This is a genomic window from Vibrio sp. Of7-15 (assembly GCF_022347565.1).
GTDB lineage: Bacteria > Pseudomonadota > Gammaproteobacteria > Enterobacterales > Vibrionaceae > NORP241.
In genome coordinates this window covers 146,010-171,755 of sequence record NZ_JAKRGH010000006.1, presented here as the reverse complement: position 1 = coordinate 171,755, position 25,746 = coordinate 146,010, and the positions used below count along the sequence as shown (strand labels likewise).

The 25,746-nt window shown below is 43.1% G+C and carries 20 protein-coding genes; 5 read left to right on the top strand and 15 right to left on the bottom strand.

Annotated elements, in window-relative coordinates; genetic code table 11:
• Nucleotides 1-119 precede the first annotated feature (119 nt).
• From lolE to lolC, 3 genes are read right to left on the bottom strand one after another with little or no spacing between them, the layout of a single operon-like run.
• Complete coding sequence (gene lolE, locus MHO82_RS09530) at nt 120-1,364, bottom strand: lipoprotein-releasing ABC transporter permease subunit LolE (protein WP_239183701.1); 1,245 nt, start codon at nt 1,362-1,364, stop codon at nt 120-122.
• Nucleotides 1,364-2,083 (bottom strand): lipoprotein-releasing ABC transporter ATP-binding protein LolD, encoded by a 720-nt coding sequence (gene lolD / locus MHO82_RS09525; protein ID WP_239183699.1) that lies wholly within the window; start codon nt 2,081-2,083, stop codon nt 1,364-1,366. Before lolD ends, lolE begins: the two co-directional genes overlap by 1 nt.
• Nucleotides 2,076-3,281, bottom strand: coding sequence for a lipoprotein-releasing ABC transporter permease subunit LolC (lolC, locus tag MHO82_RS09520; protein ID WP_239183698.1), 1,206 nt, complete (start codon nt 3,279-3,281; stop codon nt 2,076-2,078). Before lolC ends, lolD begins: the two co-directional genes overlap by 8 nt.
• 178 nt (nt 3,282-3,459) lie before the next feature.
• Between lolC and MHO82_RS09515 the strand changes: the two genes are divergently transcribed.
• The 4 genes from MHO82_RS09515 to MHO82_RS09500 all read left to right on the top strand — a co-directional run bounded on the left by MHO82_RS09515 (nt 3,460) and on the right by MHO82_RS09500 (nt 9,057).
• On the top strand, nt 3,460-4,029 hold the full coding sequence (locus MHO82_RS09515) for a PilZ domain-containing protein (RefSeq protein WP_239183697.1): 570 nt from the start codon (nt 3,460-3,462) through the stop codon (nt 4,027-4,029).
• 18 nt (nt 4,030-4,047) lie between these two features.
• Entirely contained in the window at nt 4,048-7,512 is a 3,465-nt protein-coding gene (gene mfd, locus MHO82_RS09510; protein WP_239183695.1) for a transcription-repair coupling factor, read from the top strand.
• A 61-nt stretch (nt 7,513-7,573) separates the two neighbouring features.
• The gene (locus MHO82_RS09505) at nt 7,574-8,392 is read left to right on the top strand and encodes a peptidoglycan binding protein CsiV (protein ID WP_239183694.1); all 819 of its coding nucleotides are present in this window, start codon (nt 7,574-7,576) and stop codon (nt 8,390-8,392) included.
• Nucleotides 8,393-8,460: 68 nt separating this feature from the next.
• Complete coding sequence (locus MHO82_RS09500; protein WP_239183692.1) at nt 8,461-9,057, top strand: GNAT family protein; 597 nt, start codon at nt 8,461-8,463, stop codon at nt 9,055-9,057.
• 143 nt (nt 9,058-9,200) lie between these two features.
• On the opposite strand, the gene MHO82_RS09495 is transcribed toward MHO82_RS09500, so the two are convergent.
• From MHO82_RS09495 to hinT, 8 genes are all read right to left on the bottom strand, one after another.
• Nucleotides 9,201-10,490, bottom strand: coding sequence for an NAD(P)/FAD-dependent oxidoreductase (locus MHO82_RS09495; RefSeq protein ID WP_239183691.1), 1,290 nt, complete (start codon nt 10,488-10,490; stop codon nt 9,201-9,203).
• A gap of 400 nt (nt 10,491-10,890) precedes the next feature.
• Nucleotides 10,891-11,430: an alpha/beta hydrolase YcfP gene (gene ycfP / locus MHO82_RS09490; RefSeq protein ID WP_239183690.1), complete on the bottom strand. Its 540-nt coding sequence runs from the start codon at nt 11,428-11,430 to the stop codon at nt 10,891-10,893.
• A gap of 136 nt (nt 11,431-11,566) precedes the next feature.
• Nucleotides 11,567-12,412, bottom strand: a complete 846-nt coding sequence (locus MHO82_RS09485) for a DUF6279 family lipoprotein (protein ID WP_239183689.1) — start codon at nt 12,410-12,412, stop codon at nt 11,567-11,569.
• A gap of 52 nt (nt 12,413-12,464) precedes the next feature.
• Nucleotides 12,465-13,316, bottom strand: a complete 852-nt coding sequence (locus MHO82_RS09480) for a phosphotransferase (RefSeq protein ID WP_239183688.1) — start codon at nt 13,314-13,316, stop codon at nt 12,465-12,467.
• Between the two features lie 10 nt (nt 13,317-13,326).
• Nucleotides 13,327-13,917 (bottom strand): penicillin-binding protein activator LpoB, encoded by a 591-nt coding sequence (gene lpoB / locus MHO82_RS09475; protein WP_239183687.1) that lies wholly within the window; start codon nt 13,915-13,917, stop codon nt 13,327-13,329.
• A gap of 36 nt (nt 13,918-13,953) precedes the next feature.
• Nucleotides 13,954-14,340, bottom strand: coding sequence for a YcfL family protein (locus MHO82_RS09470; protein WP_239183686.1), 387 nt, complete (start codon nt 14,338-14,340; stop codon nt 13,954-13,956).
• The gene (locus MHO82_RS09465; RefSeq protein ID WP_239183685.1) at nt 14,340-15,770 is read right to left on the bottom strand and encodes a hypothetical protein; all 1,431 of its coding nucleotides are present in this window, start codon (nt 15,768-15,770) and stop codon (nt 14,340-14,342) included. Before MHO82_RS09465 ends, MHO82_RS09470 begins: the two co-directional genes overlap by 1 nt.
• 107 nt (nt 15,771-15,877) lie before the next feature.
• Entirely contained in the window at nt 15,878-16,228 is a 351-nt protein-coding gene (hinT, locus tag MHO82_RS09460) for a purine nucleoside phosphoramidase (RefSeq protein ID WP_239183683.1), read from the bottom strand.
• Nucleotides 16,229-16,514: 286 nt separating this feature from the next.
• Here hinT and MHO82_RS09455 point away from each other — a divergent pair, with 286 nt between their 5' ends.
• A complete protein-coding gene (locus MHO82_RS09455) occupies nt 16,515-18,506 on the top strand; it encodes a methyl-accepting chemotaxis protein (RefSeq protein WP_239183682.1) in 1,992 nt (663 codons plus the stop codon).
• A gap of 246 nt (nt 18,507-18,752) precedes the next feature.
• On the opposite strand, the gene MHO82_RS09450 is transcribed toward MHO82_RS09455, so the two are convergent.
• The 4 genes from MHO82_RS09450 to MHO82_RS09435 all read right to left on the bottom strand — a co-directional run bounded on the left by MHO82_RS09450 (nt 18,753) and on the right by MHO82_RS09435 (nt 25,729).
• On the bottom strand, nt 18,753-21,827 hold the full coding sequence (locus MHO82_RS09450) for an efflux RND transporter permease subunit (protein ID WP_239183681.1): 3,075 nt from the start codon (nt 21,825-21,827) through the stop codon (nt 18,753-18,755).
• Entirely contained in the window at nt 21,827-22,906 is a 1,080-nt protein-coding gene (locus MHO82_RS09445) for an efflux RND transporter periplasmic adaptor subunit (RefSeq protein ID WP_239183680.1), read from the bottom strand. Before MHO82_RS09445 ends, MHO82_RS09450 begins: the two co-directional genes overlap by 1 nt.
• Before the next feature lies 1 nt (nt 22,907).
• Nucleotides 22,908-23,945, bottom strand: a complete 1,038-nt coding sequence (locus tag MHO82_RS09440; RefSeq protein ID WP_239183679.1) for an efflux RND transporter periplasmic adaptor subunit — start codon at nt 23,943-23,945, stop codon at nt 22,908-22,910.
• A gap of 269 nt (nt 23,946-24,214) precedes the next feature.
• Nucleotides 24,215-25,729 (bottom strand): fumarate hydratase, encoded by a 1,515-nt coding sequence (locus MHO82_RS09435; RefSeq protein WP_239183677.1) that lies wholly within the window; start codon nt 25,727-25,729, stop codon nt 24,215-24,217.
• Nucleotides 25,730-25,746: the final 17 nt, after the last annotated feature.

Below are 25,746 nucleotides of genomic sequence, written 5' to 3'. Positions count from 1 at the left end.
CTGCTTTTTTATTTTCGCTTCCGTTACACCAGAAACAAAAAAGCCACCGCATTTCACTGCAATGGCTTTTTCTTATCTTACTAACCTAAGTCACCCTGATCTCAGGACAATAATCTACATTATTTAGCACTTAATACCGTCGCTGGATGCAAACGACTGGCTCTTCTGGCTGGATACCACGTTGCCAATAAGCTCAACACCACAGCGGTTACCGTCACAACCGCGACATCTCCCCACTCCAACTGAGAAGGCAAGAAATCAACAAAATAAATATCACCCGATAAAAATTGATGACCAATCAAAGACTCGATGCCTTTCATAATAGAAGTAAGATTTAACGCAATAAAAGAGCCCAACAATGAACCGGCAATGCTGCCAAATACACCAGATAAGACACCATGCCAGATAAAAATGCGTTTAACTAAACTGTCGGAGGCACCCATTGTTCGTAAAATCGCGATATCTGAAGCGCGATCTTTCACTGCCATCATCAACGTTGAGACAATATTAAAACAGGCAACCCCAATCACCAGTACCATCACAAGGTACATGATGGCCCTAACTAGCTGAATATCACGGTATAAAAAGCCATATTTTTGAGTCCAGCTCTTTAAGTAGACATACACAGGTAAAGTCTGTCCGACTTCTCTTACAATCGCACGAGCATTCAGCACATCGTCCACTTTTAGAGCAACCCCAGAGACACCATTTCCTAATTTCAGATACGTTTGTGCATCTAAAAGCGGAACAATAGCCAACCCATGATCAATCTGGCCACCTAAGCTCAATAACCCAGTCACTTGCATTCGGATTCGCTGAGGCGCTTTTAACTTCAGCTCACTGTTTTCACTAGGAACTAATGCCGTTACCCAATCTCCAGCCTGAACACCAAGAGTATCGGCAACACCTTTACCCAAAATGAGCTGATGTGCGCCAGGCTTAAGTGCTTGCCACGCATTTTCATCAATAAAATTAGGCAAGCTCGATACGTGCTGCTCTAGCTCAGGCTCAATACCTCGTATCTCGACGGCTTTTAATTTTGAACCTCGCTCTAGTAAAGCAGTAAAGCGAACATAAGGTGCAGCACCAAGAACATGGCCATTCTTTGTCGCCAAATCCACCACCGGCTGCCAAGGTTCAATCGGCTCTTTTACCCCTTCCAGCTCAGCGTGTGGAATGATCGAGAGCACTCGATTTTGCAGCTCCCGCTCAAACCCATTCATGGCTGACAAACCAATAATAATGACCGCCACACCAATCATAATGCCAAGCGTGGATGACACTGAAATAAACGAAACAAGCTTATTTCTCTGTTTAGCACGGCTAAAACGGCTACCAATAAATAATGATAATGGCGAAAACATTATTCACCCTTCTCATTAATAGAGTTATGACCACCAGAGACATGAGAAACAAACAAACCATCTTGCATATGCAGCTGCTTATCTAACTTATCTGCCAGCTCATTATCGTGTGTGACTACCAAAAAGGCCGTTCCAGACTCATTATTCAGCTCGCGCATCAAATCATAAATAGCCAGAGCGGTTTTATGATCTAAGTTACCGGTTGGCTCATCTGCCAGTACTAGTGCTGGTTTATTGACAAGCGCTCGGGCAATCGCCACACGCTGCCTTTCACCACCAGACAACTCTGAAGGCCGATGTTCAATACGATGACTTAGCCCGACTTTCACTAGCATCTCTTCTGCACGCTTTTTGGCTTCTGACTTACTTACGCCACCAATCAATAGTGGCATAGCAACATTCTCTAGCGCTGAAAAATCAGCCAACAAATGATGAAACTGATAAACAAAGCCAATATGTTGATTACGTAACTTAGCCTGCTTGTTCCCATTGAGGTTGGTTAAGTCTTGCCCTTGAAATTGCACATTGCCCTGAGTTGGCTCATCTAAGGCGCCTAAAATATGCAATAAAGTACTTTTGCCGGAACCCGAGGCTCCTACTATCGCAATGAGTTCACCCGCTTGAATTTCAAAATCGACCCCTTTTAGAACCTCAGTCTCTAGACTTGCTTCTTGGTAGGTTTTGCGTAACCCCTGACAAACTAATAATGGGTTATTCATATCGTAAAGCCTCTGCTGGACGTACCGCCGATGCACGGTAAGAAGGGAATAAGGTTGCAACTAAACTCAGCCCAATGGCTAAAACAATCACAGATAAGATTTGTAATGGCTCAATCAAAACAGGCAATGAACCACCAACAGAAAATAATGACAGACCCAGTGTTGATAAAACGGCATTGAGGTTTGCCGCTAATAGACTCCCTAGCACACCGCCAACAACGGCACCAATAACACCACTGCTCGCACCTTGAACCATAAAAATGGCCAAAACTTGGTTATTCGTCATTCCTTGGGTTTTTAGAATCGCAACTTCAGCTTGCTTTTCCATCACCACCATGATTAAAGCAGAAATAATATTAAACGCAGCAACGCCAACAATCAGACCTAGCATCAGCCCCATCATGTTCTTTTCCATTTTCACCGCTTGGAATAACTCACCACGCTGCTCACGCCAATCAGACCAAACCATGTCATTCGGCAATGGCTTATTTGCAAGTTCAGTAACCACAAAAGGATCATCAAAAAACAAACGCCAACCCGTGATTTCATTATTTTTGTAACGCATCAACCGACCTGCATCTTTTATGTGCGTGATGGCTAATTGTGCATCAACATCAGATCCCGTATTAAAAAGCCCCGCAACCGTAAAGTTACGCTGGCTCGGAATGCGACCCAATGGCGTGTATTGGCTGGCACTGGTAACCATTAAGCGCACCGTATCACCAACCCTGACCTTTAAGTCTCGTGCCAAGCTTTGGCCTAAAAAGACCGAATAGGTTCCAGCTTGCAGATCATCAATGTAACCTTCCACTAAATGAGACGAAATAGGGTCATACTCTCGAGGTTCAACCCCCAACAACATCCCCGCAGTTAGGGTCATCGGGCTCTGTAAAATGGCTTCTCCACGCACTAAAGGGGCAACTTGAACCACATGTTCCAGCTCCGTAAGAAAAGAAGGGATTTCAGTATATTGAGCTCGGTGGTCACTCTCAGAAATAACGGCTTGTGGTAAAACCCCTAAAATTCGCTGCTTAAGCTGCATTTCAAAGCCGTTCATCACCGATAATACCGTCACCAATGACAATACACCGATAGTAATGCCCGCCGTTGACATATAAGAAACAAACCGACTAAAGCGATCGCCTGAGCGCCCTTTTAAGTAACGTAAGCCGATAAAAACGGATACAGGATGGAACATAACTGTCTAACTTCCTAAACGCTGTAATAAGGCGAGTTAATCAAAAGAGAGAAGCATACCTTCTGTATTTGGCTTTTGCCAATTTATCACAAACAAAACAGAAAGGTATCTGCTCCAAATGCTTGCCCCTTTCCACTCTCTTAGCGATAATCAGATCACTAACAAAAGGAAAATAATCATGAGCCAGGACGAATATTTCTCAGTTAATTATGGTTTAACCATTAATGTTGAGCCGCTGAATAATTCTGAAGCATTACCAACTGATGACCAGTTTGAAAAAGAGATCCCTGCGCCATTTAAAGTTGCTAGCGAATGTAGCTCTTTAGAACACATTGCAGATAACGAACTGTCTCGTTTAAAAAATGATGAAATGAGAGCATTAGTTAACTATTTAAATAACCAAAATGACAAACTCAACTTGCTGCTTTCTTATATGCTTTCTCAGCAAGACAACGAAAAATTTCGACACACTACTCAATATTTTGGTGCAAGTAACTTCTGTTTTTCATCACCAACAGAGCTCGCTGTCGGTACAGCCGCAAGAGTAAAATTATTCTTAGAACATCCACCAGCAGCCATATATTGTTATGCCGAAGTCAAAGACAGTAAACGCGCAGGCGATGGCTATGAGATCGTCATGAGCTATCTAAAACTACGTGAAGATGACCGTGATCTATTGATCCGTGCAGCTCTGTTTCAACAGCAAAAGCTACTGCGTCAACGAGCACAACAGCGCTCTGAAACCTAATAAAACACAGACATAAGAATGCAAAATAAACCAATTTACTCGCTTCCCCTACCCACAAAGGCCGGGGACAAGCGCTCATTTGGCAATTTAAAAGGTGCCTCTTTAGCCCTCACTATTGCAGAGCTTTCCAAACAACATCATGGTCCTGTGCTTGTTGCCGTTTCTGATCCACAAACAGCCTTCAAGCTTCAACCAGAAATTGAGCAATTCTCTCATCATGATGTCAGCATTTTTCCGGATTGGGAAACGCTGCCATACGATAATTTTTCACCGCACCAAGACATTATTTCTGATCGCTTGGCTAGGCTATACCAACTGCCAAACCAAAGTTCAGGTGTTCTGCTAGTCCCTATTAATACCTTGCTACAAAGGCAAACACCGCAAGAGTTTTTATTGCAGCACGCTCTGATTGTGAAAGCCGGGGACCGCTTATCGCTTGAAAAGCTGCGCATGCAATTAGAAAAATCAGGGTATCGTCATGTAGATCAAGTTATTGGCCATGGCGAATACGCAAGCCGTGGTTCTATTATTGACCTTTTCCCAATGGGCAGTAATGAACCTTACCGCATCGACTTTTTTGATGATGAAGTGGATACCATACGCCTGTTTGATCCTGAAAATCAGCGCTCCACAGGTGAAGTAGACAATATCCGCTTATTACCTGCTCATGAGTTTCCAACCCATGACGAGGCCATTGAAGATTTTCGTATTCGCTGGCGTAAGCGTTTTGACGCCCGCCGCGAGCCTGAGTCTATTTACCAACAAATCAGCAAAGGCACTTGGCCTGCGGGTATTGAGTACTGGCAGCCCCTCTTTTTTGAGCACACCGAAACCTTATTCGATTACTTACCGGATAATACGTTGCTGGCCACCTTTGGCGAACTCGAAAAAGCAGCAGATGCCTTCTGGGAAGATGCTAAACACCGCTATGAACAACGTGGCGTAGATCCTCTTCGGCCATTATTACCTCCGGAAGAGCTTTGGCTAGCAACATCAGACATGTTTGCCGAGTTTAAAAAGCTCCCTCAGGTAAAACTGTCCCTCGATGAAACACCCGAAAAAGCGGGCCGTTTCAACCTGCCGTTGCTCGAATTGCCAGAATTAGCTGTTCAGCATCAAGCCAAAGAACCCTTTGCAGCATTGCGACAATTCTACGAGCAATTTGATGGCACCGTTATTTTCTCCGTGGAATCGGAAGGCCGACGAGAATCACTGCTTGAACTGCTCGCCAGAATTAAGCTAAAACCCTCAGAGTACCCAACCCTGTCCGAAGCACTGGATGGCTGTACAGACAAAAGCCGTTTTGGCCTTGTTATTGGCTCCGCTGAACATGGTTTTATGCTATCAGAGCCAAACTTTGCCCTGATTTGTGAAAGCGACCTTTTGGGTGAACGTGTAATTCAACGTCGCCGCCGAGAAGAGAAAAAATCGGTTAATAGTGAAACCATCATTCGCAACCTTGCTGAGCTAAAACCAGGTCAGCCCGTTGTGCATTTGGATCACGGTATTGGACGTTATATTGGCCTGCAAACCCTAGAAGCAGGCGGCATGGCAACTGAGTACGTAACGTTAGAATATCAAGCAGGTGCCAAACTGTATGTGCCTGTCGCCTCTTTAAACTTAATCGGACGTTACTCTGGCGGCTCTGAAGAAACAGCCCCCCTGCATAAGCTTGGTGGAGAGACATGGACGAAAGCTCGCAGAAAAGCGGCAGAAAAAGTCCGCGATGTAGCGGCTGAACTGCTGGATGTGTACGCCAAGCGAGCCATTAAACCGGGCTTTAAGTTCAAGCATGATCGCGAACAGTACTCTAACTTTAAAGCTTCATTCCCATTTGAAGAAACACACGATCAAGCCTTAGCCATCAATTCTGTACTTTCCGATATGTGTCAGCCGAAAGCCATGGACAGGTTAGTGTGTGGTGATGTGGGCTTTGGTAAAACAGAAGTTGCGATGCGAGCAGCCTTTGTGTGTACCGACAACAGCAAACAAGTCGCGGTGCTCGTTCCAACAACCTTACTGGCTCAGCAGCATTACGAAAACTTCCAAGACCGTTTTGCGAATTTGCCGATTCGAGTCGAAGTGTTGTCTCGTTTTAAATCTGCCAAAGAGCAAAAGCAAGTGTTGGCAGACGCTGCTGAAGGCAAAGTCGACATTCTGATCGGCACCCATAAGCTGCTGCAAGATGACATTAAATTTGCCGATTTGGGTTTATTGATTGTCGATGAAGAACATCGATTTGGTGTCCGTCAGAAAGAAAAAATGAAAGCCATGCGAGCGGATGTGGATATTCTGACGCTAACAGCGACGCCAATACCACGAACCCTGAATATGGCCATGAGTGGTATGCGTGATTTATCCATTATCGCCACCCCTCCTGCTCGTCGTTTGGCTATTAAAACCTTTGTTCGTGAACGTGATGACAGTGTTATCCGTGAAGCCGTTTTACGTGAAATCATGCGTGGTGGCCAAGTGTATTTCCTTCATAATGAAGTCGATAGCATTGAAAAAACGGCGCAAGAGTTGGAAAAATTGATCCCAGAGGCACGCGTTACCACCGCTCATGGTCAAATGAGAGAGCGTGAACTAGAGCGTGTAATGAGCGATTTTTATCACCAACGTTTTAATGTTCTGGTTTGTACCACCATTATTGAAACGGGGATTGATGTACCTACCGCCAACACCATTATCATGAACCGTGCTGATAACCTCGGTTTAGCCCAGTTACACCAACTGCGTGGGCGTGTTGGCCGTTCGCATCATCAAGCTTATGCTTACTTGTTGACGCCGCATCCAAAGAGCATGACGAAAGACGCCATTAAGCGCTTAGAAGCCATTGCCTCTTTGGAAGACCTAGGGGCAGGTTTTACCCTAGCAACTCACGATTTAGAGATCCGCGGTGCTGGTGAATTACTTGGTGACGGTCAAAGCGGACAAATTCAGTCGGTTGGTTTTACGCTGTACATGGAAATGTTAGAGCAAGCCGTTGAAGCTCTAAAAGAAGGTAAAGAGCCCTCTTTAGATGAACTTCTTAAAGAGCAGACGGAAGTTGAGTTAAGATTACCAGCCTTACTACCTGAAGATTTCATCCCAGACATCAATACTCGCCTATCACTCTATAAGCGTATCGCCAGTGTCGAGGATGAGTCTGAATTGCGTGAGCTAAAAATTGAAATCATTGACCGTTTTGGTTTATTGCCAGATCCAGCACAAAATCTATTAACGGTTAGTGAAATCAAGCTAAAAGCAGCTAGCCTGAAAATTAAGAAAATTGAAGTGGGTGAAAAAGGGGGGTACATCGACTTTAACCCAACCGCTGAAATTAACCCTGCATTTTTGGTAAGCTTACTACAGTCAGCGCCACGACGTTATGGAATGGACGGACCAACCAAATTTAAATTCACTCTGCCTCTTAGCGACAGAAGTGCTCGTATTAATGCCGTTAGCGATTTATTAAATCAGTTTAACGACAATAAAATTTAACCCAACACGAGGGCAACAGAATTATCTCGGTTGCTCTTGTACACCCCATGTGGAGTGAAATGTGAAAAAACTGATTTACTTTTTACTGCTAATTGTAAGCTGGCCAACATTTGCAGCAAGACAGTTTGATATCGAACTGATCATCTTTAAACGCAACGTCGCACCGGAAACAGTGAGCGAATCATGGCCTGAGATTTTAAGCCCAATTAACCTTGATCGCGCAATCCGTTTAAATCAACCGACAATGATGTCAAAGAAAAGAGCAAGGCTATTACCACGCTCTAGCTTTCATCTAAATCAACAATACAACGCCTTAAAACGACACGCGGGCTTTACACCATTGCTTCATACGGCTTGGAGACAAGGTGACCAAGGTCGTGGTTCTGCCCCTGTCTTCCACTTAACCGCAGGTCAAAATTTTTCAAATGACTATTTACCGGATGGAACTTCACGCAGTGCAATGGCTAAACAAGCTCCGCCAGAGCCAGTAATTCCTGATGAAAATACGCCGATCGCCACGGCCAGTAATCCTGGTTTTGTAGAAAAAGAAATGGCCAAACCTAGCGCACCACTTTACGAACTAGACGGTAAGCTACAAGTTTATGTACAACACTACCTATTTGTAGAAACAGAGCTAGACTTGAAAAAAAGAGGCAAACGCGAAGTTATCCTTAACTCTGTCGTAGAAGAAACAGACAATGGCTCTAATGATGCGGTACAAATAGGCCATCTACAAGAAGTAGCACCGACAGTTGAAGTTGAAGAGTTCCTGAAATCATACCGAATGGATCAGAAACGCCGAATGCGTAGTGGCGAAACTCACTACCTAGACAACCCTTTACTCGGCATTATTATTCAAGTTCGTAAAGTCGCTAGCTAATCAAATAAGGCCTCACAGTGTGGGGCTTTTATTTCCCTAACCAAGCTCGTTTCAACGTAGGAGAAAGCATGTCCCCTGAATTCTCTCTTCAAACTAGGCGGTTATTGCTACGCCCTTTAAACCACCCAGACGTTAATCAGCTCGTACAAGTCGTAAAACATTCTGCACCGTCATTGGGTCAATGGCTCGATTGGTGTTCAAAAGATTTCAACCAAGATGATGCGGAAGAACTGGTTTATTTAACCAAAAGACACTGGATCACCGACAGCGGTTACGATTTTGGTATTTTTGATAAAAAAACAGGTCAACTGTATGGTTCGGTTGGGGTGAACTGCTTACAACCTGTTTTTAATATGGCGAACTTGGGCTATTGGGTCAGCACAGAAGCTCAGGGCAAGGCCATCGCAACGGAAGCGGCTATTGCTGCGGCTAATTTTTGCTTTAGCCAATTAGGGTTTACTCGCTTAGAAATCATCTGCGATCAAGACAACGCTGCCAGCCTTAGAGTGGCCGAAAAGTGTGGGGCTCAAGTCGAGTGTATCGCTCGGAATCGTATTTTTTACCAAGGGAAGCCACGTACTGGCATTGTTTACTCTCTCATTCCTGAAGACATTGAAGCCTTAATCGAACACCCCGATTTAATAACGAGTTCTTTTAACTCATAATTATCAGCCATTAGTCACTCGAAAACATTTCAGCCATACAACATGGTTAGCTGATCCAACTTATTTCCAGCTAAAACAAAAAGAGAGCCACATTTGGCTCCCTTTCTTATTCAAAGTACAGATTACTAGTGATGTTTGCTCTTTTAGTGCAGTTTTAAGTTTGGTCTTAGCACTCGATTAATACGGCCAACCAACATCATCAGACCCGTCTTTAATGGGCCATGAAGTGCAATCTGGTGCATTCGATATAGCGAAATGTACACCACGCGGGCAATACGACCTTCTACCATCATCGACCCTTTTGTTAGGTTACCCATTAGGCTACCCACCGTCGAGAAACGACTTAACGACACCAATGAACCGTGATCTTTATAGATATAATCTTTTAATTCACGGTTATTCAGTTTAGCGACAATGTTGCTAAATGCATGGCTTGCCATTTGGTGAGCAGCTTGAGCACGTGGTGGCACAAAACTACCGTCTGCTTGCGTGCATGATGCCAAATCACCGATAACAAAAATATTATCGTCGCGGGTGGTTTGTAGAGTGGACTTTACAACTAACTGATTAATACGGTTGGTTTCTAGGCCTGCAATGTCTTTAATAAAGTCTGGTGCTTTAATACCCGCAGCCCATACCATGATTTGTGCTGGGATCTGTTCACCATCTTTTGTCGTCAAACCTTGTTCATCAGCTTTTGTTACCATGGTCGCAGTACGAACATTTACACCAAGTTTCGTCAGTTCTTGGTGTGCCGCTGAAGAAATACGAGGGGGTAATGCAGGAAGAATACGCTCACCCGCTTCAATTAAGTTCACATTTAGCTTACTTGAATCTAAATCACCAAACCCGTAAGTACGTAGTTCTTTAACCGCATTATGCAGCTCCGCAGACAGCTCAACACCTGTAGCGCCCGCACCAACAATGGCAATGTCTACCGTGCCTTGACCTGAATTAGCATGCAGCTTTAAGAACTGGTTGTTCATTTCAGTACGGAAACGGTGTGCTTGCTCAGGGCTATCAAGGAAAATACAGTTATCACGAACACCTGGCGTGTTAAAGTCATTAGATGTCGAGCCAATCGCCATAACAAGCACATCGTATTCTAATTCACGACGAGGCATTAATAACTCACCATCTTCGTCTTTTAGCTCTTCTAATACGATCACTTTACGTTCACGATCAATGTCCGTCAGGCTACCCATCTGGAAATCAAAATGATGATTTTTCGCATGCGCTCGATAGCTTAATGCATCAACACCTTCATCCAATGAGCCTGTCGCTACTTCGTGTAATAACGGCTTCCACAAGTGGCTCGCTTTACGATCCACTAAAGTGACTGTTGCTCGCCCTTTTCGGCCTAAAGTGCGGCCAAACTTTGTTGCAAGCTCTAAACCACCAGCTCCACCACCTACAATAATAATACGCGTCACACTGACACTCCTTCAAAAAAGAAAAGACTGCTGTTCGAGCTTAAAAACTCCAACAGAAAAATTGGGGGGATTTGTGCCACATGTGGTGACATAGAGGAAGACGGCTAATTCACTGAGTGATAACCCTTGTTTCACAATTTAATGTTATTGGTATTATTTTGGTGGATTATAATCCACTCTTTATTTTGATTTACGCCCGAGTAATTCTACTCTGGTACGTCCTGTTGCATTATATAGTGCTAAGTAAGGTTAGCAACCTTAGTGATAAAGTTAATTGTGTAATTCTTTTTTACAATAAAGGAAAAAGCCAACACTCTTATGTGAATCGTCATTGAAAACAATCACCTTCACTGTGCTGGCTATTTTTATACTGATTGTCTTATCCCAAAGCAGTAAACAATTACGACTCTTTAAATGTTTTCATCGCTTGTAAATGTTGAGAGATTTTCTTAAATTTATGTGTCTCTTTTTCATCCCAAATAAGTTGGTAATACTTTTCAAGTTCAGAGGCTGTTTCCTGGCTATCTCGCACTTCATCATCCCGAGATAAAATCACTAAACAACGTCCTTCATTCTTTGCTCGAAACTTTTCCACACACTTAGTCGCAATGTCCGCATACTCTTCAGGACGATCAATACGGCCTTCCATATTTTGCTCAGGGTGGAGGTTAGGATTAAAAATAACCTGTTTAATTCCGCATAAAAAACCAATGCGCTCAGACCAATACCCACCAAGACCTACTCCACAGATAATTGGGTTTGGGTCATCCGATTGCTCAATGACTTTATGTACCTCTTTTAGCAAGTGCTGCATATCGTGCTTCGGGTGCAAAGTACTGTAGTTAATAAAACGAACATCATCATCAATAAACTGAAGCTGCAGTACCTTTTCGTGATTACCCGGACTTGTTGAATCAAAGCCGTGTAAATAAATGATCATAATAAACCCCTATCCTGAATAATTAAGCGCAATCGTCTTTGTTATTATCATTCAAATCTACCACGGTTTTTATGGTTTTAAAGGGAAATCATTCACTTTTAAGGTCTTATCCACAAGCTACATCAATAAACAGCGGTTAATTTTGAATGATCCCTTGCAATTCACTTTCTAAAGCGCGCAACTCTTTGTCTAAATGCAACCGCTGCTTATCAGATAAAGAGTGATTCAACCTTAACATGACTTCAAAGCGGCGATTAAGGAGCAATGCGGTATTTAAATCATATTTACTCGCACCAATATCAGCCCAATTGACCAACAGCTCTCCGACTTTATGTCCGAACTGTTCGTCGGTATGGCGCAAGCTAATCAACCTTTGAACATCGCTGATCAACTGACTCCGGATACTGTATAACGAAGGCTCAAATTCAATTTGGTAACTGGCAAGCTCTTTTAAAATTCGACGTTGCTTATCTGATGTTTTGCCAATCCACTCTTCCGTTCTATCAATCAGATGCCCTTGCCTCTGTTTTACCTTTCTACTCGTTGGTAATACAGTACGCTCCACCATTTTTTTTTCACTTTTTTGGATTAAGTTCGTTTCTAGTTGGTTAATTTGTTCTTCATCCAACGAAATCAGCATATTACTGACGACATGACTGGCTTGGCGTATGCTATCAAAGCCCCAGTGATTAAACTTATGATAATAACCCTGAATTTGCTGATAGTTTAAAGGCTCTTTCAAATCTTGGCGTAATTCAGCGACTAAATTAGCCAGTGGTGGCAAGGCATTCTCTCGGTGCCATGTAAAAAACTGTTCTAGATCTTCGTCTAATGCTTTTTCTTGGCTGGAATTTAAATCAACGTAATCGGCTAGGTAATAACCAGCCCAAAAAGGAAGGGTTTTATAAATAAGTTTTAAGGTACACGCAGATAAAAGAAAAACCGAAAATAAAACAATAAGTAACCGAGCTGACCTTTTCATTCTCACGCTCCTTATGCTTAAAATTACCCGAGCAGATTAAACAGCAACCCGCTCACTCTATCAGTTCAGCAAGTAAACCTTCATATTGCTCTGCTCTTTGTAAGTATTCATCTTGCTGCCAAAGTTGATAACCCAAGCGAAACCAGAGTGCCCCAAGATAAATAATCCAAGGCTGCCAATGAGCAACAGCATTTTGCCATGGGGTCATATTGCTAATAGAGCGCTGTTGGCAATACTGCTCTATAACAAGATCTGCTTCTAACTCATTCGCAATAATCGTCATGGCCAAATCTTGAGAAGGGTCCCCAAGGCAGGCATATTCCCAGTCGATAACTTTGTATTTCCCTTTGTTATCAACAATATTGTAGTAGCCTAAATCAAAATGACACAATGTGGGCGGAAAACGAAATTGAGTGTCTAGCTGTTCAAAATAAACGACCAGCCTTTTACCTAACTCAGTCTGATTTTCTGGGTGAAGCTGTAACCAATAATGCTGACACCGTTCTTTTATGGATAACAATGGCAGCTCGGTATGAGGTTGTTCGTGAATTTCAGCTAACAAGGAAGGCAATACGGATAAAGCGTGTTTTGCGGGTAACTCAGTCCCATCAGCCCATTCCACCAATAAACCCGAATCAAGCAAAAGCTCTGGCATTGGCGCTAAATCAAGCTCTCTTAATGAATAAAGAGTTTTGTACTCTTGATGACGATTAATATCAAACGCCATTGATATGCTGCTAACAGGCCGCCACACGAATTGACGGCCTTCAGCAGTAATTTTCCAGCAACGGTTACTTAAACCGCCACTAAGAGGCTCTAACTGTGACACCTCAATATGCTGACACAACTCTTTAATACTAGCGTCTAGCTCACAAGCTTGTGCAACTGTGATTGATGATGTCACATGAGGCTCCTTACCAGCCTAATAGGCTCTTTTCTTGCTGTTTGCGGATTTCCGTTTCATCAGCCCATTCGATTAAGCCGCTTTCTAAATCCATTAGACGCATTGTCATCTTATAGTATACATCTTTGTCACTACCTGCGTTTTTCACGATGCTCGATAGGTTACCGTATAGCATGTACTGTGCACCCACCATTTTACCAAACTTAATCGCATGGCTTTGGTTTACTAACTCATCGTTATTTTGAAAGTTTAGTTGCTTACGAACAGATTCGACACGATCCATATCCACAAAACGGAACTTACCAGAGTTCAACATTTTTGTGCTGATGGAATCTGTGATGGACTCTGTATCAATGTGTTCGCTGGTTTTATTTTTAATACGTTCAACAAAAACAATTGGGCGTTTGTTGTAAGTTAAATGTGCAACGGCACCTGAAGACAGCATGCTGTCTGTCATTTCCATCGCAATTTTCTGTAAGTCAGTTGAACCAAACTCAATTGTTGTGGTTTCTGCTTGTTGAGCATCCCCGTAGCTCACTTTATTTGAACAACCACCTAATAAAACCGCTAAACCAAGCAGCGCAACAATGCCTTTTTTCATAATATGTATAACCTTATTTTAATGTAGATCTTATTCTTAGTTACTTGCTTGACGAATCTGAATTCGATACTGAGTCGCCTCTGGGCTTAGTGCCACTTCTTGTACACTGACCGTATCCATACCATGTACAATCAATTGACGCCAAGGAGAATCGCTTCCGTTGATTTCTAAGCCTTGGCCATCATACCAATAAAAGCGATATTGCAAATTTTGGTCGCCGGCATAACGGCTTGTCATGCTAACGATCCCTTGCATCAAGCCATTAATGTGATGGCTACCTGCTTTATTGATCATTAAACGACCACCAAGAACATTGTCTCCAAACACGACTTTTTGTGTATCACTGTCTACGCTGATCCCCGTAGTATGGGCACTACAACCCATTAGCAACACAGACAGTAATAAAGCAGACAACCATTTCATTAGATTTCTCCTAATTTTATTTGCCACCATGTGGTGGAGATTCCTTGTCTTGATGCCCAAATCAGAGTTGTTTTCCCTTTAGACACATCAAATTCCAATTGTTCACCATTCCAACTTAAATGATGTTTCCCAGCACTTAATGCCTTGCTGTAAAGCTGCACCTGAGCAGGTAAAGATTGCCAGCTCCTTGTGTCTGGCTGCTCACTCAAGGTGTTGTATATGTTAAATAATAAATTACCTAGTTCTTCATTACTGGAACCACGAGTTGTTTTTCGTAATCCATCTTTAGCCACAATACGTAAAGCTTGTCTGACTACCATCGCTGGTAACCGTTCAGTGAGATCACGCTCCGCCATCGCATTCACGTTCACCACCGTGCTTCCCACGATATTTTTCTCATCTAGTCGCAGCGGAGACACATCCCTCACCTTCGTATTAGGGTAATAAGGTAAAGCAAGGTTATAAATAGCAGTATTACCATGACTATCATATAAAGGCAGCGGCTGTTTCCAACCTTGCAAAGCCTTAACCACACTTTGCTCGTCAATCACTATCACTCGACCTTGATGACGAGGTAAAGGCTGATATTGGCCATAACGACGGGTAAGCTTAGCTAAATCTTGTTTCATGCCTAACTTAGTTGCCGTACGAAGCGTTGCCTCAATGACCACGTTATTCTCAGGTGCTACCGCTAAAGCCCGTTTGTAATCAATATAAGCGCTGTTTAAGTTCCCTTCTGTTTCATACAGCAAACCTGAATAGAAAAACAGATAACCATTTTGCACTGCTTGTAATGTTTTCCCAGCATTTGGGTAACGCGATAACACACTCCCTAAGTTTGGGGATATGCCCTGCTCTTTTGCTGATTTTTCTGCGGAGCGAAGTTCTTTTTCTCGTTCTTTTCTTGCTTGCTCTTGCACTAAGTTAGCACGCCGAACTTCAACCAAAGCACCTTCTAAATCCCCTTTTTTTAAATAATTAAGGGACAAATAAAGGTGTAAAAAACCAAGCTCATAATCCGATGGTTGGTAGCTTCGTAGATTATCGTTGGTAATAAACGAACCAACTGTATTAGCCGACTCGGAAATAGAAATACTCGCCTGCTGTTGCCACTCTTTTACTGCCGCATCACTGGCATTCAAAGCCGCTAAGCTACCGGGGTAATTAGCGTTTAAAAACTCTAATCGACCGCGCTCCATATTATCTAAAATGTCTCCCGCTACTCCATCTGGTAGCTGATCTATGGCTTGCGCATATTGGCCCGAACTCAACAACTGATACGTAGCGCTGGTTTGTTGTGAATAATGACTAAATAAGTTACCCGCAGATAGGTTCGAACACGCAACCAGACCTGCACTCACCAGAGCAATAAACCCTTGTCGTATTAATTTTGTCATTTTAGAACGATTGGGGCTCCAACACAGAGTCATCTCACCATTACTCCTACTCCCCATTTGATGAAAAGGCAATTCAATAAAAAAGGCCCAATTAGTTAACCTATACCGAGCCTTACTACGTTGTATGTTATCTCAATGTGTTAGCTCACTAACATTGGCCCTAACGGGCGGCCACCCACTAAATGCATGTGAATATGATAAACTTCTTGTCCACCGTGAGAATTACAATTCATGATCACACGGTAACCGTCTTCGGCAATGCCTTCTGCTTCTGCCAGCTTCTTAGCAACAGTAAACAAACGCCCCATTACAAGCTCGTCATCCGCTTCAATGTCATTCATTGTTGGGATCAACTTGTTAGGAATAATCAAAATGTGACTTGGCGCGCGTGGGTTAATATCGCGAATCGCGGTAACCAAATCATCTTGATATAAAATATCTGCTGGGATTTCCTTACGAATAATTTTGCTGAAGATTGTTTCTTCCGCCATAACTTGCTCCATTACTGATTGTTACTGTAGCAGTGAGTATGCGGCAGAAGAGAACCAAAAACAATAATGAACAGCGTTTTAAACAAGGCGTAGTTTAATAAATTGTTGTTACAAATGTCAAATATGTCGGCATGGTCAAAGTATGTTCTTCCGGTAATTATTATTATCCGTAGCTATATTTTTATGACCTCATATTTTAGAAATCACTTTTAAAATCATTTATTGAGTTCATTTTTGCCTTTGGCGACAGCGTTACCAACATTAAGAACAGAGAAATAGGGACATTATGAACACATCTGTAATCCGCCGAATGTATGCGGCTTTTACGATGATCGTGGTACTTTTTATCACGACCGTTGTAATGATGCTTAATAGTACAGGCACAATCCACACTCAATTAGAGTCGGTAACAACCACTTCCATGCCCCTTGTTACCTTATCAAACCAAACCAGTGTTCAATTACTGGCCGCAGACAAATCCTTCAAAGATTACTTAACAAGCCAAGAACCAGAAAGAATGGCTGAGGTGAAAAAGAATTTTTCCTCTGCTCATCAAGAATTCAAAGCCGCATTAGCTAACCTACAACGCGCTACTGATACCAACCCAACTCTAAGCTCTCAACTCTCTGCGCTACTCAAGCTTGAACAACGTTATTTTTCAGAAGCAGAAACAGCGATGAGCAACTACCAATCTATGCTGTCTGCGCAAGCACTTGGCCAGCAGGCATCTAGACAATTTCAGCAATTGCATACCGAGCTGAGTGTTCGCATGAAAGAATATGTGGATGATCAAAACAGCATCTCGGTCAAAGTCATGGCCAAAAGCTACTTTTTAAAACTAAAAGATGCTGAGGTCGTCACGTCTGATGCATTAGCCAGCAGCGATGAAGAGTTCGTCAAAAAAGCGGTAACCAAAAACAAAAAAGCCGTCACTCACCTAAACTACGCCTATCGAGGCCTAACCACCCAGCTCCCTGCATTAAAGAGTGTCTTTGATAAATCCGTAAACCAATTTAGCCAAGATGTGGGGAAAAAAGGTGGCGTGCTCGACATTCACTTTAACTACATCCAATCGAAAAATAAGCTCTACGCTAATATCGCCACCCTAGCGGCTGAAATTGACAACGCAATCACCTTACTGGATGCGTTTAATGATGAAGCCAACCGCCAAATGACAGCAAGCCTTCAAGAAGCAGAAAAGGCTTATGATCAAGGGTTTTCTCGTGCAATCGCCCTAGGGGTTATCGTTTCTTTACTTTCCGCAGGCATTGGATGGAGTATTGCGCAAAGCGTTCGCGTGCCTTTAAAGCGAACCTTACTCACCTTAGAAGCCCTGACCAATGGCGACATGACCCAGCGTATTGAAATAAAACACAACAACGAATTTGCGCAACTCGGTAAGTTTATCAATACACTTGCTGATAACTTGCAAGGGATCTTAATAAAGCTCAATAAGGCTTCTGATGAACTGACAGCCGTTGCAGCAAAAAACCAAACTATTACCGCCACCGCTCAACAGCAGCTTAATGAACAAAGAGAGCAAACTGGAGGTGTAGCTGCGGCCATGACCCAAATGGAGCACTCCGTTCATGAAGTTGCTCAAAGCTCTCAAAGCTCATTAGAAAAGGTGCACCAAGTGGAAGCCGCATCTGAAACGGGTAGAACCGTCATGAGCAGTAATATTTCAACCGTTCGTCAGCTTTCTAACCGACTGGATGAATCGGTGCAAGCCGTGAGCAATTTACAGCACATGAGCAGCGAAATAGGCTCAATTTTAGATGTTATAAGAAACATTGCCGATCAAACCAACCTACTGGCTCTTAATGCGGCCATTGAAGCAGCACGAGCAGGAGAGCAAGGAAGAGGCTTTGCGGTAGTTGCCGATGAAGTCCGTGTGCTTGCCAAACGAACGACGGATTCAACCTCTGAAATTGAATCAATGATCAGTAACCTACAATCTAGCTCTCACAAGGCAACCCGAGTGATTGAAAGCTGTGTGTCAGACATGGAGCAAAGCGTTTCTCAAGCTTCTGATGCCAATGGTGCAATGGAAGAAATTCAAGCCCTCATTTTAGAGATTAGCCAAATGAGCAGCCATATTTCACAAGCTGCCGCTGAACAAACAGCGACCAGTTCAGAAATTGCCCGCAGTTTGGAGGGAATAAGCAGCATTTCTGATGAAAACTATGCGGCCATGAATCAAGTCTCTCAAGCCAGTCACAAACTGGATGAACTGGCTAGCCAGCAGAATGAGCTTGTTCACCAATTTAAGCTGTAAGATCCCTTCCATATAACTGCGTTTTCCCTGCTCTAACCAACAAAAAAGCGAAGCCACAATCGGGCTTCGCTTTTATTTTTTACAGCGTCTTATCAATTCAAAGACCTAATTACCATCAATCAATATAAATACCTGAACTCGATACTTTACTCCCCCTTTAAGCGGACCTAACGTCGTTAGAATCGCCACAGTAGAGGCAAGATGAAGTAAACAACTAGCACTCTGCGCTAGCTGCTTATTTTCATATTAAGCTGGTACTTTCACTCGATGGAAAATTCGGTAAAGCACAGGAACCACAATCAATGTTAATACTGTTGCGAAACCTAATCCGAACATAATAGTAACGGCCATGGGTTTAAAGAAAATATCAGGTAACAATGGGATCATACCTAAAATGGTCGTAATCGCTGCCATACACACTGGTCGAACACGACTTAATGACGCGTCAACCACCGCTTTATAAGGCTCTTTGCCTGAATGCATTTCGATTTCTATTTGATCCAGTAGAACAATACCATTTTTTAGCAGCATCCCTGTTAAACTCAAGAACCCAAGTAGGGCCATAAAGCCAAATGGTGTATCGAGTAACAACAAGCCACATGACACCCCAATTACCGCCAACGGAACCGTTAACCAAACGATCAATGGCTCTTTAACAGAATTAAACAAGAACACGGTAATCAGGAACATGAACAAGTAACCCATTGGCATTGTTTGGAACAACGATGCTTGAGCTTCCCCAGACGACTCATATTCACCACCCCACTCCAAGCTGTAACCAGAAGGGAACTCAATGGCTTCAATTTGTGGCTGTAAACGCTTTTGTAAACTAGCGGCTGTTTCCTGACCAAGTGGATCAGGGTCCGCCATGATAGTTAACATACGCTTACGGTTTTTACGTACCACTAGTGGGTCTTCCCAACGTAAGTCATAACCAAGGATCACTTGCTGTAAAGGAATATACTGGCCTAGAGCTGGGCTCCAAATTTTCATACCTTCAATAGAGTTTACATCTACACGCTCGGTTTCTGGTAAACGGGCAACAATTGGCATTAGGGTCGTGCCATCACGATAAACACCAACCGATTTGCCTGAGAACGTCATTTCCAGTAGCTCATCAACATCCGCTTTGGTAATACCGTAACGGCGTGCTTGGCTTTCATTAAATTTAGGCTCTAACACTTTGGTACGTTCGCGCCAATCATGACGAATATTATGAGCACCTGCGTCAGCGTGCATCACATCCATAACTTGTGCAGCCAAAGTTCTCAGTACCGTTGGATCAGCACCAACAATGCGAGCTTCAATTTTTGAACCAGAGCCTGGGCCTAATTCAATACGTTTTAATTTGTACTGAATTTCAGGAAATTGTGTTTCCACACGTTCACGGAAACGCGCCATTAGTGGCTCTAACACTTCATAGCTGCTTACACGCGTGACGATCTCACCATAAGCGCCATAGCTTTTTTCAGGAGCATACGTCAGCATAAAACGTTGTAAGCCTTTACCTGCTGTCGTGGTTACGTGTTCCACTTCAGTTTGCTCTGATAACCAACTTTCTAACGCTTTTAACTTAGTATTTGTCGCTCGAATGTCCGTACCTTCTGGCATCCAAACATCAACTAAGAACAGAGGCGTGGTAGAAGATGGGAAGAAGGACTGCTTCACTTTTGTAAAGCCGTATAAGCTAGCGCCTAAAGCCACAATTAAGAAAAACACCGTTAGCCATGCACGGTTCATACAGAATTCAAGGAATTTCTTGTATATCACGAACACCATACCATTGTATGGTTCTGCCTCTACCACTTCCCCTTCCGCATTGCTTTCAGGATCTTTAAAGAACAGTGAGGCAAAGAATGGAGTTAATGAAATAGCAGTAAACCAACTCAGCATTAATGAAATCAGCAGAACAGTAAACAAGGTTCCACAATATTCACCGGTCGCATCTGCTGACAAGCCAATTGGTGCAAAAGCAGTAACGGCAATCACAGTTGCACCAAGTAATGGCCACTTGGTCTGAGTAACAATATCTGTAGCAGCCTGCATTCTGGTTCGGCCTTTTTGCAAGCCAATCAAAATACCTTCTACCACCACAATGGCGTTGTCCACCAGCATACCTAATGCAATCACTAACGCACCAAGTGAAATACGTTGTAAATCAATCTGGTAGTACTTCATAAAGACAAAAGTACCTGACACCGTCAGTAGCAGAATCAAGCCGATAAGAACGCCAGATTTAATACCCATAAAGAACAACAGCACAACGATAACGATCGCAACCGCTTGAGCTAAGCTGATAACGAAACTGCTAACCGATTTATCGACTTCTTTAGGCTGGCTGTACACTTCACCAATATCAATCCCAATCGGTTGTTGATATTTTAATTCAGCAAGGCGCTGATCAACCAACTTGCCAATTTCAACAACATTCACACCGCTGCTGAACGAGATCCCCACATTAAGAGCAAAGTTACCGTTATAATTGATGATGTTCGTCGGTACTTCGATGTAGCCTCGTTTAATTTCAGCTACATCACGAAGATAAAGCGCCCCTTCCGTTCCTCCTTCAGTAATAATTAAATCACCCAGCTGCTCCACATCATTAAACTCGCCCGTTGGATGAATTTGAATGTACTCAGAGCCAACTCGTACTGCACCAGCATTAGAAACGGCATTTTGAGTAGATAGTAAGCTATAGATAGTGTTCGGTGATATACCTAAATTACCTAATCGCTTCATCGAAATTTCAATGAAAACTTGCTCTTGCTGAGCACCCGAGACCGAAACTTTACCCACTCCATCAATTAGCTCTAACTCACGGCGTAAGTAATCAACATAATCTAATAATTCTTTATAGGAATAACCTTTACCCGTCACGGCCAAAAGAATACCGAATACGTCACCAAAATCATCAATCACACTAGGATCATTCACCCCTGGTGGCAGCTGAGCTTTCAAGTCATTGACTTTCCGGCGAAGTTCATCCCAAATTTGTGGCAAGTCATCAGGGCCATAGTTATTTTTCATGGTCACTGTAATTTGAGACATACCACGACTGGAAATAGAATTAACTTCATCCACATAGCTTAATTGCTGGATGGCTTTTTCCAGTGGGTAAGTGACCTCTTCTTCCACTTGAAGCGGGGTAGCGCCTGGATATGAAGTGACAACCATGGCATCTTTAATGGTGAAGGCAGGATCTTCCAATCGACCCAACCCAAAAAAAGCAGAGATACCACCGATTAAAAAAATCAATGCGAGCATCCAACTTATCACGCTGTTTTTAATGAAATAGGCGGCAATGCCCTGTCCCTGATTCATTATTGTGCCTCCTGCTTAGACAGCTGAACTGTCATACCATCACGTAATCGTGAAACTCCTGCAATCACAATACGATCTCCTTGATTGATCCCTTTCACAACTCGGACTCCACCACTGCTTACCTTGTTTGTCACAACAGGCTGCTTAGTCACCACGTTTTGATCGTTAATCACCCAAACGTATTTTTCTAAGCTATTTAATTTGTCACCATCAGCATTAAAAATTGCTTCTATAGGAATGGAAATACCTTCGGGGGTATTAATTCCAACCTCCTTGCTGTCGGTTGTTACTTCCACTGCCATGCCATCTAAAATGAATTTATCTTCTGGCATTGGCATGGTTAGCGTAACCATATACGAACCAGATGCCGGATCGGGCTCAGTGGTAAACTCTTTTATTTTCGCTATGTATTCTGAGCCATTATCGAGACGCACGATCGATTCAATCGTATCAATCACTTTTGCATCAGGCTGATTTGCATAAACTTTGTCTGGGACTTGCAGCATAATGTCTACGTCTGTCGTGCTGTGAATATTCACAACTTGCTGACCAACTTGAACATTCTCAAATTCTTCAACCGACACACGTGAAATAACCCCATCGGCTGGTGCTCGTAATGAGGTAAAGCTTAATCTCAAATTGGCTAAATCTAGTTCAGCTTTCGCAATTTTTCGCTGAGCAGCCAGCTCATCAAATTGAGATTTCGCTAAAAGCCCTTTATCAACTAAAGGTTTTGAACGCTTGTATTGGCTATTCGCAACCGAGTAACGTGCTTTTGCATCATCTACGGCTAAGCGATAATCTGTCGTATCAATACTGGCGATTAACTGGCCTTTAGTAACAAAATCACCCGCTTTTACAACCAGCTTTTGAATCTCACCAGCCACTCGAAAACTCAGATGAGAACGATCGGCTGCGGTAGCCACAGCAGGAAAATACAACTTATCGGCCGTCGCTTGATCATTAACGTTATACGCTGTCACAATCGGCAGTGACATTTCCGTTTGTTGTGCAGGAGGCGTACAGCCAGAAAGCACAAGTGCGCTGGTGATCAGGCTGATTGGAAATAAAAATTTCATGTTATAGCCCTCGCTCCTTAATCCATTCACGTACCTTCATGCCTTCTACCAAGTCCGTTACACCGGAAGAAATAATCTGATCGCCATCTTGTAAGCCATCAATGACTTGTCGTTTCTCATTCAAGGCTACTTTTACTTTTTCGATACGGCCTTGATCATCAACACGCCAAACCCATGTCTCGCCATTCTGTTCAATTAACGCCGCTTTCGGTAAACGGCCACTTTTCCCTTTTGGAATCGTCAACTTAATCTGACCAGACATGCCAGGTAACACCCCTAAATCACTTGGGCGACTCATTACCGTCGTCACTTTATAGCTGTTCGTATTGGGGTTTGCTTCCGTATCAATTTCTTGAAATTCCACCGGAAAACTGCGCTTTGGAAACGCATCAAACGTCACCTGAGCGTCAATGTCCTCTCCATAGCTAAAACGCTGTAAAAGGTGATCAGGTAATTGGAACACAGCATTCAGCACTTGGTTAGTTTGAATATGCATAACATCTTGCTTTGCACCGACATATTCAAAATTTTCAAAAGAAATAATCGAGATAGCCCCGTCATAAGGAGCCTGAAGCTTGGTGTAGCTCAAATTAGCACTGGCTTGATCTAAGGCAGCACGAGCTTCCGTCAAGCTCGCTTTTGCTGAATCAAAATCTTGTTCAGAAACGACTTTATCTTTACGTAACTTGGCTATCCGTTTGAACTGCACTTCGGCCAATTCATAGTTCGCCTGAGCTTGCTTTTTTAATAAAGAGTATTCATCAGAATTCAAAGCGGCGAGCTCTTGGCCTTTTTTCACTAACTCGCCCGCGTGTACAGAAAGACTCGCTAATTGCCCCGGAACACGAAACGCTAATACAGCCTTATCACCAGCCTCAACGATGACAGGAAAGGTACGGTGTGAAGCATGATCCCCCACCGATACAGTAAACATTTTAGCCGGGCGAGATTCGGGTTCAGGGATCACCTGTTCCTTTTTTTCGCACCCAACTAACAAGCTAGCACTAACGAGCGTAGCTAAAACCATCTTGCTATACATAAGGGCTCAATCCTTGACACATATTGATTCAATTTATACTTATAGATCAAAGTAGAAGAATAAATCAGATAGTGCTATCTAACTACTCTAAAATTCAACTATTTACCAACATACCCGCAACCACTGTAAGTTAGAGTATGGTATATAAACATAATGAGTAGAAATCATTCACAATAATTAATAGATTTGTTATTACATAAAAAAAGGAGCTCAAAAGCTCCTTTTTTAATTCAGCTGAATCAATCAACTTGTTTAATTAACCCAAATGGCTAGGCATCCATCTCAGCAATTTTTACTTTCCAAGTATCAGGGCCCATTTGATGTGCATTTTGACCAGAAGAGTCTACCGCAACAGTGACAGGCATGTCTTCCACTTCAAATTCATAAATTGCTTCCATACCCAAATCTTCAAAAGCTACTACACGTGCTTTTTTAATTGCTTTAGCCACCAAATATGCCGCGCCGCCTACTGCCATTAAATAAACCGCGTTATGCTCTTTAATGGATTCAACCGCTTTAGGGCCACGTTCAGCTTTACCAATCATACCGGTTAAGCCACATTCACCCAGCATCATGTCCGTGAATTTATCCATACGCGTTGATGTGGTCGGGCCAGCAGGACCAACGACTTCATTACCCACGGCATCAACAGGGCCAACGTAATAAATAAAGCGATTATTAAAGTCTACGCCTTCAGGTAAACCTTCACCCTTTTCTAACATACCTTGAATGCGTTTATGTGCAGCATCACGGCCCGTTAAAATCTTGCCTGAAAGCAGAACAGTTTCACCAGTTTTCCATTCTTGTACGTCTTCTTTTGTCACTTCATCTAAATTGACACGGCGAACATTTTCACCCACTTCCCAAGTCACTTCTGGCCAATCTTCTAATTTTGGCGCTTCAAGTTCAGCAGGGCCTGTACCGTCTAATGTAAAGTGCACATGACGTGTCGCCGCACAGTTCGGGATCATACATACTGGCTTAGAAGCTGCGTGTGTTGGTGCTGTCTTAATTTTAATATCAACAACCGTGGTTAAACCGCCTAAGCCTTGCGCTCCAATACCTAGCTTATTTACACGGTTAAAAATATCTAAACGTAGCTCTTCTTCGGCATTTTGTGGGCCACGCTCGATCAATTCATGAATATCGATGTGCTCCATTAAAGACTCTTTTGCAAGCACCGCTGCTTTCTCAGCCGTGCCGCCAATACCTATGCCCAGCATACCCGGTGGACACCAGCCTGCGCCCATTGTTGGTAATGTTTTTTCCACCCACTCTGCAATATCATCAGATGGATTTAGCATCACCATTTTAGTTTTGTTTTCAGAACCGCCGCCCTTCGCAGCGATTTGAATTTCAACTTTATTGCCTGGCACCATATCGATATGAACCACCGCTGGCGCATTATCTTTGGTGTTTTTACGCGCACCAGCAGGATCAGCAACAACTGAGGCACGTAACGGGTTATCAGGGTTGTTGTACGCTTGACGCACCCCTTCATCAACCATCTCTTGCACTGTCAGATCGCTTTCCCACTGTACGTTCATGCCGATTTTTACAAAACAAGTTACAATACCAGTATCTTGACAAATTGGACGGTGGCCTTCTGCCGACATTCTTGAGTTAATCAAGATCTGGGCAATGGCGTCTTTTGCTGCCTGACTTTGCTCTTTGTTGTACGCCTTTTCTAGCGCTTGGACAAAATCAAGTGGGTGGTAGTACGAAATATACTGAAGCGCATCAGCAACGCTGCTGATCACATCTTCTTTGCGGATGACAGTCATAAATGCCTCTTTTTTGA

What these genes read in the sequence shown, in the direction of transcription:
- lolE (WP_239183701.1), bottom strand. Translation starts at nt 1,364, where the DNA reads ATGTTTTCGCCATTATCATTATTTATTGGTAGCCGTTTTAGCCGTGCT.
- lolD (WP_239183699.1), bottom strand. Translation starts at nt 2,083, where the DNA reads ATGAATAACCCATTATTAGTTTGTCAGGGGTTACGCAAAACCTACCAA.
- lolC (WP_239183698.1), bottom strand. Translation starts at nt 3,281, where the DNA reads ATGTTCCATCCTGTATCCGTTTTTATCGGCTTACGTTACTTAAAAGGG.
- MHO82_RS09515 (WP_239183697.1), top strand. Translation starts at nt 3,460, where the DNA reads ATGAGCCAGGACGAATATTTCTCAGTTAATTATGGTTTAACCATTAAT.
- mfd (WP_239183695.1), top strand. Translation starts at nt 4,048, where the DNA reads ATGCAAAATAAACCAATTTACTCGCTTCCCCTACCCACAAAGGCCGGG.
- MHO82_RS09500 (WP_239183692.1), top strand. Translation starts at nt 8,461, where the DNA reads ATGTCCCCTGAATTCTCTCTTCAAACTAGGCGGTTATTGCTACGCCCT.
- ycfP (WP_239183690.1), bottom strand. Translation starts at nt 11,430, where the DNA reads ATGATCATTTATTTACACGGCTTTGATTCAACAAGTCCGGGTAATCAC.
- MHO82_RS09485 (WP_239183689.1), bottom strand. Translation starts at nt 12,412, where the DNA reads ATGAAAAGGTCAGCTCGGTTACTTATTGTTTTATTTTCGGTTTTTCTT.
- lpoB (WP_239183687.1), bottom strand. Translation starts at nt 13,917, where the DNA reads ATGAAAAAAGGCATTGTTGCGCTGCTTGGTTTAGCGGTTTTATTAGGT.
- MHO82_RS09470 (WP_239183686.1), bottom strand. Translation starts at nt 14,340, where the DNA reads ATGAAATGGTTGTCTGCTTTATTACTGTCTGTGTTGCTAATGGGTTGT.
- MHO82_RS09465 (WP_239183685.1), bottom strand. Translation starts at nt 15,770, where the DNA reads ATGACTCTGTGTTGGAGCCCCAATCGTTCTAAAATGACAAAATTAATA.
- hinT (WP_239183683.1), bottom strand. Translation starts at nt 16,228, where the DNA reads ATGGCGGAAGAAACAATCTTCAGCAAAATTATTCGTAAGGAAATCCCA.
- MHO82_RS09455 (WP_239183682.1), top strand. Translation starts at nt 16,515, where the DNA reads ATGAACACATCTGTAATCCGCCGAATGTATGCGGCTTTTACGATGATC.
- MHO82_RS09450 (WP_239183681.1), bottom strand. Translation starts at nt 21,827, where the DNA reads ATGAATCAGGGACAGGGCATTGCCGCCTATTTCATTAAAAACAGCGTG.
- MHO82_RS09445 (WP_239183680.1), bottom strand. Translation starts at nt 22,906, where the DNA reads ATGAAATTTTTATTTCCAATCAGCCTGATCACCAGCGCACTTGTGCTT.
- MHO82_RS09440 (WP_239183679.1), bottom strand. Translation starts at nt 23,945, where the DNA reads ATGTATAGCAAGATGGTTTTAGCTACGCTCGTTAGTGCTAGCTTGTTA.
- MHO82_RS09435 (WP_239183677.1), bottom strand. Translation starts at nt 25,729, where the DNA reads ATGACTGTCATCCGCAAAGAAGATGTGATCAGCAGCGTTGCTGATGCG.